6 protein-coding genes, 2 tRNA genes and 3 rRNA genes are annotated in these 13844 nt (G+C 44.8%); 10 read left to right on the top strand and 1 reads right to left on the bottom strand.

The window, feature by feature from the left end; all coding sequences use genetic code 11:
* Positions 1-23 precede the first annotated feature (23 nt).
* The 8 genes from AO382_RS09665 (at position 24) to AO382_RS09630 (ending at position 10640) form a co-directional block, all read left to right on the top strand.
* A complete protein-coding gene (locus AO382_RS09665) occupies positions 24-2513 on the top strand; it encodes a DEAD/DEAH box helicase (protein WP_064620657.1) in 2490 nt (829 codons plus the stop codon).
* A gap of 134 nt (positions 2514-2647) precedes the next feature.
* A complete protein-coding gene (locus AO382_RS09660) occupies positions 2648-3664 on the top strand; it encodes a threonine aldolase family protein (protein WP_064620654.1) in 1017 nt (338 codons plus the stop codon).
* Between the two features lie 646 nt (positions 3665-4310).
* Positions 4311-5839 (top strand): 16S ribosomal RNA (locus AO382_RS09655).
* 61 nt (positions 5840-5900) lie between these two features.
* Positions 5901-5977 (top strand) — tRNA-Ile (locus tag AO382_RS09650).
* 4 nt (positions 5978-5981) lie between these two features.
* Positions 5982-6057 (top strand) — tRNA-Ala (locus AO382_RS09645).
* Between the two features lie 245 nt (positions 6058-6302).
* A 23S ribosomal RNA gene (locus tag AO382_RS09640) occupies positions 6303-9160 on the top strand.
* A 112-nt stretch (positions 9161-9272) separates the two neighbouring features.
* Positions 9273-9386, top strand: a 5S ribosomal RNA gene (rrf, locus tag AO382_RS09635).
* Together the 16S, 23S and 5S rRNA genes with 2 tRNA genes alongside form the textbook arrangement of a ribosomal RNA operon.
* Before the next feature lie 186 nt (positions 9387-9572).
* The gene (locus AO382_RS09630; RefSeq protein ID WP_064620651.1) at positions 9573-10640 is read left to right on the top strand and encodes a hypothetical protein; all 1068 of its coding nucleotides are present in this window, start codon (positions 9573-9575) and stop codon (positions 10638-10640) included.
* Between the two features lie 75 nt (positions 10641-10715).
* Here AO382_RS09630 and AO382_RS09625 read toward each other — a convergent pair whose 3' ends face one another.
* Complete coding sequence (locus tag AO382_RS09625) at positions 10716-10982, bottom strand: DUF1289 domain-containing protein (protein WP_064620648.1); 267 nt, start codon at positions 10980-10982, stop codon at positions 10716-10718.
* A 149-nt stretch (positions 10983-11131) separates the two neighbouring features.
* Here AO382_RS09625 and AO382_RS09620 point away from each other — a divergent pair, with 149 nt between their 5' ends.
* Together AO382_RS09620 and parE are read left to right on the top strand one after the other, a co-directional pair.
* Entirely contained in the window at positions 11132-11740 is a 609-nt protein-coding gene (locus tag AO382_RS09620; protein ID WP_064620645.1) for a YqiA/YcfP family alpha/beta fold hydrolase, read from the top strand.
* Positions 11741-11937: 197 nt separating this feature from the next.
* Positions 11938-13827 (top strand): DNA topoisomerase IV subunit B, encoded by a 1890-nt coding sequence (gene parE, locus AO382_RS09615; protein WP_064620642.1) that lies wholly within the window; start codon positions 11938-11940, stop codon positions 13825-13827.
* Positions 13828-13844: the final 17 nt, after the last annotated feature.

Raw genomic sequence — 13844 nt, 5'->3', positions numbered from 1 at the left:
CATTAACCCATAGGAGTAAACAAATGACCAACCCAACCTTTAACCCAATCCACACCCCAAAGATTTATGTTTATTCAGACAGCCGTTTTCCTAATCAATTAAAAATCGGCTACACCACCCAAGAGACTGTGGGTGAGCGAATGAAACAGCATTATCCAACCGTGACACCAAGCCAGAGCTGGCAAGTGGAATTTGAGACATCGGCGATAAAAAATGACGGCAGTTATTTTAAAGATTTTGCCGTGCATAAAATGCTAGAACAAATGGGCATAAAACGCATCGCAGGCGAATGGTTTGAATGCGACCTTGATACGGTCAAAAATGCCATTTTAAACATCAAACAAGCCAAAACTTTTGAACGCCAAAAAACAAAAGATTTTGCCATGCGTCCAGAGCAATTAGACGCTGTTAATAAAACCGCTCGTTATTTTAATACGATTAAACAAGATAAAAACAATCATCGCACACCGCATTTTTTATGGAATGCCAAAATGCGATTTGGTAAAACTTTTGCCACTTATCAGCTCGCCAAAAAAATGAATTGGCAAAGAGTGCTGATTTTAACCTTTAAACCTGCGGTAAAAAATGCTTGGCAAGAAGATTTGACCACGCACAGTGATTTTGATGGTTGGCAATTTATTAGCCGTGATGGTGAATTAACATTAGAAAATTATGATAAAAATAGACCAATGGTGTATTTTGCCTCTTTTCAAGATGTTTTGGGCAGAGATAAATTTGGCAATATCAAAGCTAAAAACCAAGACATTCACGCAATGAATTGGGATTGTGTGGTATTTGATGAATATCATTTTGGGGCGTGGCGTGATAGTGCCAAATCGCTTTTTGCCAAAGATGATGACTTGATAGAAACGCAAAATGACTATCAAGACATGGAAATACAGATAGAAAATTTTGATGAAAATGAATTGCCAATCACCGCTGACCATTATTTGTATTTGTCAGGCACGCCATTTCGGGCGATTGCATCAGGTGAATTCATTGAAGAGCAGATTTTTAATTGGACTTATGGCGATGAACAAAAAGAAAAATTAAATTGGGACAATAGCCCACACAAACAACAATGGGGCGATAATCCGTATTTGTCATTGCCCCAAATGATGCTCTTGACTTATCAATTACCCGAGCATATTCGCACGATTGCCACAGGGGGTGAATTTAATGAATTTGATTTGGGTGAATTTTTTAAAGCAGACGGCAGCGGCGATACGGCTAAGTTTAAACACCAAAGCTATGTGCAAAAATGGCTGGATTTAATTCGTGATAGTCTTGATGACATGATTGTCAGCAATTTAAAACAAGGCAATGCCAAACCGCCCATGCCATTTAGTGATGATAATTTATTAAACAGTTTATTGCACACACTTTGGTTTTTGCCAAGTGTTGCCAGTTGTTATACCATGGCAAATTTATTAAAAGCCCCCAATAATAAATTTTATCATGACTACACAATCATTGTGGCGGCAGGCAATCAGGCAGGCATGGGCGATAAGGCGTTAGCCCCTGTCAATGATGCCATTGGCAATAATCCTTTGAGTACAAAAACCATCACCCTATCTTGCGGTAAGCTGATGACGGGCGTTAGCGTGCCTGCATGGACGGGGGTTTTTATACTCAGAAATTGTGCCAGCCCTGAGACTTATTTTCAGGCAGGATTTCGGGTGCAAACGCCTTGGACAGTGCAAGGCGATGATGGGATAACTGTGATTAAAAATCAATGTTATATTTTTGACTTTGCCCCCAATCGTGCCTTACGCCAAATCGCTGATTATGCCCATCAACTAAACCCAAAAGAGGGCAATCCAGAGAGTAAAGTCGCCGAATTCATTGCCTTTTTGCCGGTGCTTGCCTATGACGGCAGTGCCATGCAACAGGTAGATGCCAAATTATTGTTGGACATGGCGATGAGCAGCACGACCGCCACGCTGTTGGCAAGACGCTGGCAAAGTGCGTTATTGGTGAATGTTGATGACCTCACCTTAAAAAATCTGATGAGCAATCAAGAAGCCATGGACGCTTTGAGGAAAATTGAAGAGTTTAGAAGCCTAAATGATGATATTGAAGTGGTCATTAATCGCTCGGAAAAAATTAAAGGCTTAAAAGAAAAAGCCAAAGACAATGACGGCGAACTATCAAAAGAGGATAAAAAAATATTAAGCGATGAAGAAAAGGAACAAAAATCCCGGCGAAAACAAATTCAAGATAAACTGATTAAATTTGCCACACGCATTCCGATTTTTATGTATTTATCAGATTATCGAGAACACAGTTTAAAAGATGTGATTACGGTGCTTGAACCTGAGCTGTTTACCCGAGTAACAGGGCTTACGCAGGCGGACTTTTCTTTGCTTGTGTCATTGAATGTGTTTGACGAAGCGGTGATGAATGATGCGGTGTATAAGTTTAAACGCTATGAAGATGCCAGTCTTGAATATGCAGGGATTGATAAAAAAGATGAGTACATTGGGTTGTATAATACTGTAATTACAAGGTAAGATCGCTTTATCACCCTATAAAATTAAAAAAAATTTTATTTCGATTGCTTTCAATTTTATCTTAAGTTATTGAAATTTTTTGGTCTACTCCTGCTTGAATGATATAATGCCATCTTTATCGATGGGTATTAAATATGAAACATTTTGCTTCTGATAATTATGCTGGCGTACACCCAACCATCATGCAGGCGCTGATCGATGCCAACCAAGGGCACGAGATGGCTTATGGGGCAGATAGTATCACAGCGCGCCTTGATGATTTGATCCGCCGTGAATTTGGTGAGCAGGCGGTAGGATATCCTGTATTTAATGGTACTGGTGCCAATGTCTTGGGGCTACAAAGTCTTATGCCGCGCTATGGGTCGGTCATTTGTGCAGAGACTGCGCACATCAACCAAGATGAAAGCAACGCACCGCAAGCTGTGGGCGGCTACAAACTTTGGACAGTACGAAGCGATGATGGCAAATTGACGCCTGAGATGATCGCGCCTTACGCTCAAGGTTTTGGTAATGAACATCGTGCTCAGCCTTTGGTGCTGTATATCAGCCAAGTGACTGAATGCGGCACATGCTATACTGTTGATGAGTTGGCGGCGCTTGCAGAGTTTGTGCATGCGCGTGGCATGAAGCTGTTTGTGGATGGCGCGCGCTTGGCAAATGCCGCCAGTTATTTGGATGTCAGCTTTTATGAGATGATCACTAAAACTGGCGTGGATATGGTGGCATTTGGTGGCACCAAAAATGGCTTGATGTTTGGTGAATGCCTTATTGATGTCAAAGGCGTGATGTCAAATGAAATGAAATTTTTGCGCAAAATGAGCATGCAAACCGCCTCAAAGATGCGCTTTATCTCAGCACAGCTGATTGCTTTATTTCAAGATGAGCTCTACAGATCGCTTGCCAATCATAGCAACCAGATGGCAAAGTATTTGTCAGATGAGCTATTAAAGCTTGATGGTGTCTCCTTGGTTTATCCTGTAGAGTCTAACGGTGTATTTATCAAAATGAAACAAGATCATATCGCCAAAGCCAGAACTCAAAGTAATTTTTATGATTGGCATGACGACTCGGTGCGACTGATGTGCAGTTTTGATACCACAAAAGCGGATATCGATGCCTTGATAGGCGCAATAAAAAATGACAGCCATTGAAAACGGCTTAGTTAATGACGCTTATGTTCAGCCAAATAGTCTAGGTTTGGACTTATTTGGCTGATTTTTATAAATGGCAGTTGGGATATAATAAATAAAAACCCCCAACAAAATCAATCACTTACCAACTTTCTACCATCAATCCTAAAAAACTGCTTTACAAGTCATAATATCATGCCTATAATACGCACCACTTAAGCAGTACAGCACAGTAAAAAACATTGCTAAATCAATCACTTAGTATTTAGTATACCGTTTACTGAAGCACCAAAAACTTAAAAAAATAAATTTTAAATTTTTGAAAAAAAGTGCTTGACTTAATAAAATTTTGGCGTATAATACGCCACTCATTGAGCAACTGGACGACAGTGTTCAAAACTATTTAAAATCCAAACTAAAGAACAACTTGTGTGGATTTTTGTCAATACAAGATACTTAAATAAATTATCATTCATTGATACTTATTACTTATCTTAATTACTTATCTTAAGTAAGGCAAAAATACTCAAAGTTAATTCATTTACACGATGAGCAGATATTTTAAAAATATCAATTATTGCTAGTAAGTACATAATGTACACGATGAATGAGCCAAAATTAAAGTCCAATAAAAAAGCTTGTCTTTTTCATTGGCAAATAAAAGATTAAACTGAAGAGTTTGATCATGGCTCAGATTGAACGCTGGCGGCAGGCTTAACACATGCAAGTCGAACGAAGTTAGGAAGCTTGCTTCTGATACTTAGTGGCGGACGGGTGAGTAATGCTTAGGAATCTGCCTAGTAGTGGGGGATAACTTGGGGAAACTCAAGCTAATACCGCATACGACCTACGGGTGAAAGGGGGCGCAAGCTCTCGCTATTAGATGAGCCTAAGTCGGATTAGCTAGTTGGTGGGGTAAAGGCCTACCAAGGCGACGATCTGTAGCTGGTCTGAGAGGATGATCAGCCACACTGGGACTGAGACACGGCCCAGACTCCTACGGGAGGCAGCAGTGGGGAATATTGGACAATGGGCGAAAGCCTGATCCAGCCATGCCGCGTGTGTGAAGAAGGCCTTTTGGTTGTAAAGCACTTTAAGTGGGGAGGAAAAGCTTATGGTTAATACCCATAAGCCCTGACGTTACCCACAGAATAAGCACCGGCTAACTCTGTGCCAGCAGCCGCGGTAATACAGAGGGTGCAAGCGTTAATCGGAATTACTGGGCGTAAAGCGCGCGTAGGTGGTCATTTAAGTCAGATGTGAAAGCCCCGGGCTTAACCTGGGAACTGCATCTGATACTGGATGACTAGAGTAGGTGAGAGGGGAGTAGAATTCCAGGTGTAGCGGTGAAATGCGTAGAGATCTGGAGGAATACCGATGGCGAAGGCAGCTCCCTGGCATCATACTGACACTGAGGTGCGAAAGCGTGGGTAGCAAACAGGATTAGATACCCTGGTAGTCCACGCCGTAAACGATGTCTACCAGTCGTTGGGTCTTTTAAAGACTTAGTGACGCAGTTAACGCAATAAGTAGACCGCCTGGGGAGTACGGCCGCAAGGTTAAAACTCAAATGAATTGACGGGGGCCCGCACAAGCGGTGGAGCATGTGGTTTAATTCGATGCAACGCGAAGAACCTTACCTGGTCTTGACATAGTGAGAATCTTGCAGAGATGCGAGAGTGCCTTTGGGAATTCACATACAGGTGCTGCATGGCTGTCGTCAGCTCGTGTCGTGAGATGTTGGGTTAAGTCCCGCAACGAGCGCAACCCTTTTCCTTAGTTACCAGCGACTCGGTCGGGAACTCTAAGGATACTGCCAGTGACAAACTGGAGGAAGGCGGGGACGACGTCAAGTCATCATGGCCCTTACGACCAGGGCTACACACGTGCTACAATGGTAGGTACAAAGGGTTGCTACACAGCGATGTGATGCCAATCTCAAAAAGCCTATCGTAGTCCGGATTGGAGTCTGCAACTCGACTCCATGAAGTCGGAATCGCTAGTAATCGCAGATCAGAATGCTGCGGTGAATACGTTCCCGGGCCTTGTACACACCGCCCGTCACACCATGGGAGTTGATCTCACCAGAAGTGGTTAGCCTAACGCAAGAGGGCGATCACCACGGTGGGGTCGATGACTGGGGTGAAGTCGTAACAAGGTAGCCGTAGGGGAACCTGCGGCTGGATCACCTCCTTAACGAAGTTATCTGATTGGCAAGAATTCACAACAAGTTGTTCTTTGGTAAGATGTTTAAAACGGGTCTATAGCTCAGTTGGTTAGAGCACCGTGTTGATAACGCGGGGGTCATAAGTTCAAGTCTTATTAGACCCACCATTTTGGGGCCATAGCTCAGTTGGTAGAGCGCCTGCCTTGCACGCAGGAGGTCAGGAGTTCGACTCTCCTTGGCTCCACCAATAAACATCAAAGCATACATAAGCAATTTAAATAAGATTTCTTATTTATGCTTTCATTTTATAAACTGACGAAGTTTATAACATTATTTAACAACATAGTATGAGTCTGGGTTAATTATTATCCAACGTAATAATTAACCATGGTGATTGTACCCAATACAATCACCTAAAGTAAAGAGAACTGAATCAAGCGTAAACATAGGTGAATCGTTACACATTACCCATAAGACCCCTTGGGGTTGTATGGTCAAGTAATGAAGTGCACATGGTGGATGCCTTGGCAGTCAGAGGCGATGAAAGACGTGATAGCCTGCGATAAGCGTCGGTGAGGTGGCAATATCCTGTGACCCGGCGATTTCTGAATGGGGAAACCCAACCAACACAAGTTGGTTATTACACAGTTTACTGTGTAAGGCAAACCGGGAGAAGTGAAACATCTCAGTACCCCGAGGAAAAGACATCAAATGAGATTCCGTAAGTAGCGGCGAGCGAACACGGAGGAGCCGATCAATTTTACAGTAGCAAAATGGCGTGGGAAAGCCAACCATAGTAGGTGATAGTCCTGTATGCGAAACTGTTTAAGCGACATATTAAGTAGGGCGGAACACGAGAAATTCTGTCTGAAGATGGGGGGACCATCCTCCAAGGCTAAATACTCCTGACTGACCGATAGTGAACCAGTACCGTGAGGGAAAGGCGAAAAGAACCCCTGTTAGGGGAGTGAAATAGAACCTGAAACCGTGTGCATACAAGCAGTCGGAGCGGACTTGTTCCGTGACGGCGTACCTTTTGTATAATGGGTCAGCGACTTATATTCTGTAGCAAGGTTAACCGAATAGGGGAGCCGTAGGGAAACCGAGTCTTAATAGGGCGAATGAGTTGCAGGGTATAGACCCGAAACCGAGTGATCTATCCATGAGCAGGTTGAAAGTGCCGTAACAGGCACCGGAGGACCGAACCCACTGTCGTTGAAAAGCCAGGGGATGACTTGTGGATAGGGGTGAAAGGCTAATCAAACTCGGTGATAGCTGGTTCTCCCCGAAAGCTATTTAGGTAGCGCCTCGGACGAACACCATTGGGGGTAGAGCACTGTTTCGGCTAGGGGGTCACACCGACTTACCAAACCGATGCAAACTCCGAATACCGATGAGTGATATCCGGGAGACAGACGGCGGGTGCTAACGTCCGTCGTCAAGAGGGAAACAACCCAGACCGCCAGCTAAGGCCCCAAATTCCTAGTTAAGTGGGAAACGATGTGGGAAGGCACAGACAGCTAGGAGGTTGGCTTAGAAGCAGCCACCCTTTAAAGAAAGCGTAATAGCTCACTAGTCGAGTCGGCCTGCGCGGAAGATGTAACGGGGCTCAAACTAGGAGCCGAAGCTGCGGATTTAATTGTTTCAATTAAGTGGTAGGGGAGCGTTGTGTAAGCCTGTGAAGGTGCACTGTAAGGTGTGCTGGAGGTATCACAAGAGCGAATGCTGACGTGAGTAACGACAAAACGGGTGAAAAGCCCGTTCGCCGGAAGACCAAGGGTTCCAGTCCAACGTTAATCGGGGCTGGGTGAGTCGACCCCTAAGGCGAGGCCGAAAGGCGTAGTCGATGGGAAATCGGTTAATATTCCGATACTTGTTTATGATGCGATGGAGGGACGGAGAAGGTTATGCCAGCCTGGCGATGGTTGTCCAGGTGGAAGGATGTAGTTAGACTGAGTAGGCAAATCCGCTCGGTTATTAATGAGATCTGATAGCAAGCTGATTTATCAGCGAAGTGGCAAATACCATGCTTCCAGGAAAAGCTTCTAAGCATAGTCATAAATGAATCGTACCCGAAACCGACACAGGTGGTCAGGTAGAGAATACCAAGGCGCTTGAGAGAACTCTGCTGAAGGAACTAGGCAAAATGGTACCGTAACTTCGGGAGAAGGTACGCTGCCGATGGTGATAAGACTTGCTCTTTGAGCTGTTGGCAGTCGCAGATACCAGGCTGCTGCAACTGTTTATTAAAAACACAGCACTCTGCAAACACGAAAGTGGACGTATAGGGTGTGATGCCTGCCCGGTGCTGGAAGGTTAATTGATGGGGTTAGCGTATGCGAAGCTCTTGATCGAAGCCCCAGTAAACGGCGGCCGTAACTATAACGGTCCTAAGGTAGCGAAATTCCTTGTCGGGTAAGTTCCGACCTGCACGAATGGCATAATGATGGCAGCGCTGTCTCCAGCAGAGACTCAGTGAAATCGAAATCGCAGTGAAGATGCTGTGTACCCGCGGCTAGACGGAAAGACCCCGTGAACCTTTACTACAGCTTTACATTGAACTTTGACCTAACTTGTGTAGGATAGGTGGGAGGCTTTGAAGCAGATACGCCAGTATTTGTGGAGCCAACCTTGAAATACCACCCTGGTTATGTTGGGGTTCTAACTTGAGATTAACAGATCTAAGGACAATGTATGGTGGGTAGTTTGACTGGGGCGGTCTCCTCCTAAAGAGTAACGGAGGAGTACGAAGGTGCGCTCAGAACGGTCGGAAATCGTTCAAAGAGTATAAAGGCAAAAGCGCGCTTAACTGCGAGACCCACAAGTCGAGCAGGTACGAAAGTAGGTCTTAGTGATCCGGTGGTTCTGTATGGAAGGGCCATCGCTCAACGGATAAAAGGTACTCTGGGGATAACAGGCTGATACCGCCCAAGAGTTCATATCGACGGCGGTGTTTGGCACCTCGATGTCGGCTCATCTCATCCTGGGGCTGAAGCAGGTCCCAAGGGTATGGCTGTTCGCCATTTAAAGAGGTACGCGAGCTGGGTTTAGAACGTCGTGAGACAGTTCGGTCCCTATCTACCGTGGGCGTTGGAAATTTGAGAGGATCTGCTCCTAGTACGAGAGGACCAGAGTGGACGAACCTCTGGTGTTCCGGTTGTTTCGCCAGAAGCATTGCCGGGTAGCTACGTTCGGATGGGATAACCGCTGAAAGCATCTAAGCGGGAAGCCCACCTCAAGATGAGATTTCCCTAAAGAGCCGTTGTAGACGACGACGTTGATAGGTTGGGTGTGGAAGTGTAGTGATACATGTAGCTAACCAATACTAATTGCTCGTTTGGCTTGACCATACAACACCCAAGTGGTTTTACCCACTGACTGTGTTGATTGGTAATATGTAAGATGAACCTTAATCTTGATTTAGTAACAAACAGACTCATACCGCGTTGTTAATCCTTTTACGCTGACGACAATAGCAAGATGGAACCACCTGATCCCTTCCCGAACTCAGAAGTGAAACGTCTTAGCGCCGATGGTAGTGTGGTTCGCCCATGTGAGAGTAGGTCATCGTCAGCACCTTATTTTAAACCCCTCTTTGCAGAAGCAAAGGGGGGTTTTGTTTGGGGGGTGAGTATTATTACTTGACAGTTACTAAAGTCTTGTTGCATATTACAAAAACTTTTTTTATAATATCTTTTCAAAATTTTATTTTGTACTATCATATCGTATTATTTACTATATTAGGATTATAGAGAGCTATTTATGAGAATTCATACCACAGTTGCCAGACGCCCTTCATGGCGTGGCATTTTTGCGGGACTTTTGATGGGTCTTGTTGTATCTATGATAATGCTGGCTTTGGCCTTAGTGCTAAGCTCTTTTTTATCACTAGATTTGCGTGGCGCAGGCATTGCTGCGGGTATTTATGCCGCAGTAACCGCTTTAATCAGTGCTTTTGTTGCAGGGTTTTTTGCCGTCAAAGCATCAGCACCAGAGGCGTTATTTGGTGATGGTACTGACATTTTACCAAAAGACGCTGCTTTAACAGGTATGCTAACCGCAGCAGCCATCGTTGTCATCAGCTCTGTATTTGCTTTTAATAGCGTAACTGGCATTGTAAGAACTGCTGGCAACGCTGTTGGCACAACCGCAGGTGCTATCGGAGGGGCTGCCAGTGCCGTTACATCAACAGTGGCAACAGTAGCTGGTGCTGGTGCTACCGCAGCAGCTGGCTCATCTGATGCCACAGGTGGCGATATCACTGCTAAGGCACAAGAGCTGTACCAAAAAGCCACAGGTAATATCAGCCGTGAAGACATCGAAGCTTGGGTTGCTAAAAATAACGAAACTTTTGATGAAGCACAAATCAGCGCAACAGTGAATGTACTTGAAGACATGCTTAACAAAACCAAAGCTGACCTTAATGGCATGGATTTTACCAATCTTGACACATGGAAAAATATTGATGAGTACGCCAAGCAGCGTGCCGACGAGGTACAAGCCATTGTTACAGGTGATGAACTTATTGCCAGACTACAAGCAGAGGGTTTAACCCAAGAGCAAGCATTAGAGGTGCGTGAAGAAACTGCCACCGCTTATCATGAATATCGTGCCAAAACTGAGCAAGCAATTGCTGAGACTAAGATGAATATTGAGCAAACTCTACAAAGTGCAGAAGATACTGCTCGTAAAGCTGCCCTATACTCTGGTCTGTTTTGGTTGATTAGCACGCTACTGACTTTTGTGGCAAGCATCATGGGTGCAAAAACTGCCGCAGCAAATTACCGCCTAGCAGCCCCTATAATCTCTCGTGAACGTGATTATCATTAATTTGATTTGATGTGTTAAATTTAAAATCTGCCACAAAGTTGGCAGATTTTTTGTTGGTATAAATTTTAATAAGGTTTACATATGTGTCAGCTGTATCAAAGTTAACTGTGTCAATGATTCGGTATCGTCGGTAGCTTGTCGCTTCTTCAGGCGATGATCACCCAGCCTTTGATGGCGTTTGGCAAGCAAAACCAAAATTTTGTGCTTGTCACTGTCGCTAAGACGATACCAATTTTGCCGCTCGCTGCGTTTACGCAGGCAGCCGATACAATATCCCTTTTTATTCATCTGACACACCCCAATACAGGGATTGTCAATACTAAACAGTTCAGCTTGTGACATGATTGGCGTGGAATTAAGTTATCCCAAAATGAGCATGGCAAATATGGCAAGATTTGATACTATAATGGCATCTTAACACTTGCGTTATTTTGTAATATAAACAGTATTTCATCAATTTGCAATAATTCAAAGATCACTGAAGGAAAATTATGAAGTTGATTTATCTACATGGACTAGATAGCGACAGTAATGCAATAAAGGCGCAAATCACGCAAGCCCATTGCCAAGCCAATCATCCAGATATCGAAGTGATTCGACCCAATCTTAATCGTGCGCCTGATGAAGTGGTCACGCTTTTACAATCGCTCATCACGGATGCTCAAAATACCGTCCTAATCGGCTCATCACTAGGGGGATATTTTGCCAATCTACTGTCTGATGTGAAGGGTGTGCCTGCGGTGCTACTCAATCCTAGTATTCGACCCGATATCAGTTTTCGCCGATTCTTGGATCAAAACTTCCACGGATATGTGTTATCTGATGAGACGGTGATTTATACAACAACGGGTGGTTGGCAGATCACGTATGGCGATTTGGCGTGGTTTGAGCGGAATCGGCTTGTTGCCAAAAACCCTGATCTGATCAAAGTGCTGCTTAAGATGGGGGATGAGCTTTTGGATGCGCAGGCAACTTATGATTTTTATGATCAAAAAGGCGTGCAAGTACTAGCGCAAGCAGGCGGCGATCATCGTATTAGTGATTATGAAGCGCAGGTGGCAACAGTGATTGACTGGGTCATCCAACTGCACCAAAGATAACTGATTGATACAAATTGGTCAAACTGATATTTATAAAATTTATGTATTTAAACTTAGTGGAACAAGATAAAGCATAAGACTTGACTTCTAAAATACAGCATCTTTGATATAAATCATCACAGTGAACAAAATTTAACACCATTTCCCAAAATCTTAGCTTTGGTGTACAATGGCTTATATTTTTATCCATAATATTTATGAGTACATATAATTCACAAAAATTAGAAGTTTTAGAAGGCTTAGAACCAGTTCGCCGCCGCCCAGGCATGTATACTGATACTATGCGTCCCAATCATCTTGCCCAAGAGGTCATCGATAACTCGGTCGATGAGGCATTGGCAGGATTTGCTCGTCATATCATCGTCACCCTGCATAAGGATGGTTCGCTGTCTGTTGAGGATGATGGGCGTGGGATGCCGACCGATATTCACCCTGAATTTAATCAATCAGGTGTTGAGCTGATTTTGACACGCCTACACGCTGGCGGCAAATTTAGCACCGAAAACTATCAAGTCTCTGGTGGTCTGCATGGCGTGGGTATCAGTGTGGTGAATGCACTGTCCACACGCGTTGAGGTGACGGTGTGGCGTGATGGGCTGATACATACGATGGCATTTGAACACGGTGAGCCTGTTACCGCTTTGATTGCTGATAAATCAGCTAATAAAAAAAAGCGTGGTACCAAAGTGCAATTTTGGGTGGATGAGCAGTATTTCGATACGCCAAAATTTTCAATTAAAACCCTTAAGCATAACTTAAAAGCCAAAGCAGTGCTTGCCGCAGGGTTGCACATTGATTTTATCAGTGAGATTGAGCCAAATGACAGTGAAAGTTGGCAGTTCACCGATGGTGTAGTGCAATACCTGACCGAGCAGCTGGATGGGTCTGCCACATTACCCAAAGAGCCATTTTATTTTAGCCAAGAGCCTACTTTGGGTGAGCGTGGTGGGGCGACTTTTGCGTTATCGTGGCTTGCAGAGGGCGGTACACCAATTACCGAAAGCTATGTCAATCTTATTCCGACTGCTCAAGGTGGCACGCATGTCAATGGCTTGCGCACGGGCGTGCTTGAGGCGCTGCGTGAATTTTGTGACATTCACAATTTGTTGCCGCGTCAAGTGAAGCTGTCTGGTGAGGATGTGTGGGATGGCGTCAACTACATTTTGTCGCTAAAATTTGTTGAGCCGCAGTTTAGCGGACAGACCAAAGAGCGCCTATCAAGCCGCGAAGCTGCGCCACTGGTTCAGACCTTGGCTAAAGATGCGTTTAGTCTTTGGCTAAATCAGCATCCAGATCATGCCAAAGCCATTGCTGAGCTTGCCATTTCCAAAGCTACCAAACGCCTAGCAACCGCGCAAAAAGTCGCGCGTAAAAAAGTCACGCAAGGACCTGCACTGCCAGGTAAGCTGTGGGATTGCCGCGGGGGGCTAAAAGAAGGCTCAGAGCTATTTTTGGTGGAGGGTCAGTCGGCAGGCGGCTCAGCAAAGCAAGCGCGTGACAATTCATTTCAGGCGATTTTACCTTTGCGCGGTAAAATTTTAAATGCTTGGGAGGTGTCATCGGACACTGTATTGTCCAGCCAAGAAATTCACGACATCGCTATCGCGATCGGCGTAGATCCTGCATCAGATGATCTATCCGAGCTTCGCTATGATAAAATCTGTATCTTGGCGGATGCCGATTCGGATGGTCTGCACATCGCGACGCTGATTTGTGCGCTGTTTGTGAAGCATTTCCCTGCGCTGATCGAGGCAGGTCATCTGTATGTGGCGGTGCCGCCTTTGTATCGCATTGATGCAGGCAAAGAAGTGTATTATGCGCTGGATAATGAAGAGCTTGAACAAGTGCTTACAAGGCTTGGCAATAAAAAACCGCAAATTACACGCTTCAAAGGGCTGGGCGAGATGAATCCCAGTCAGCTGCGCGAGACGACCATGAATCCTGATACGCGTAAATTGGTTCGCTTGGATTTGGATGATGCGGCGAGCACAAACAGCATCATGGATATGCTGCTTGCCAAAAAACGCTCGGCAGACCGAAAGCATTGGCTAGAGACCAAAGGAGACTTGGCGGATATCTCAGTATAAGCCCATACATACCTAAA

It is taken from the genome of Moraxella catarrhalis (assembly GCF_001656295.1).
GTDB classification, from domain to species: domain Bacteria; phylum Pseudomonadota; class Gammaproteobacteria; order Pseudomonadales; family Moraxellaceae; genus Moraxella; species Moraxella veridica.
The sequence above is the reverse complement of the archived record's forward strand: the minus strand, read 5'-3'. Positions and strand labels throughout refer to the sequence as shown.

Coding starts and splice junctions, on each gene's coding strand:
- AO382_RS09625 (WP_064620648.1), bottom strand. CDS start 10,982: ATGTCACAAGCTGAACTGTTTAGTATTGACAATCCCTGTATTGGGGTG.
- parE (WP_064620642.1), top strand. CDS start 11,938: ATGAGTACATATAATTCACAAAAATTAGAAGTTTTAGAAGGCTTAGAA.
- AO382_RS09665 (WP_064620657.1), top strand. CDS start 24: ATGACCAACCCAACCTTTAACCCAATCCACACCCCAAAGATTTATGTT.
- AO382_RS09660 (WP_064620654.1), top strand. CDS start 2,648: ATGAAACATTTTGCTTCTGATAATTATGCTGGCGTACACCCAACCATC.
- AO382_RS09620 (WP_064620645.1), top strand. CDS start 11,132: ATGAAGTTGATTTATCTACATGGACTAGATAGCGACAGTAATGCAATA.
- AO382_RS09630 (WP_064620651.1), top strand. CDS start 9,573: ATGAGAATTCATACCACAGTTGCCAGACGCCCTTCATGGCGTGGCATT.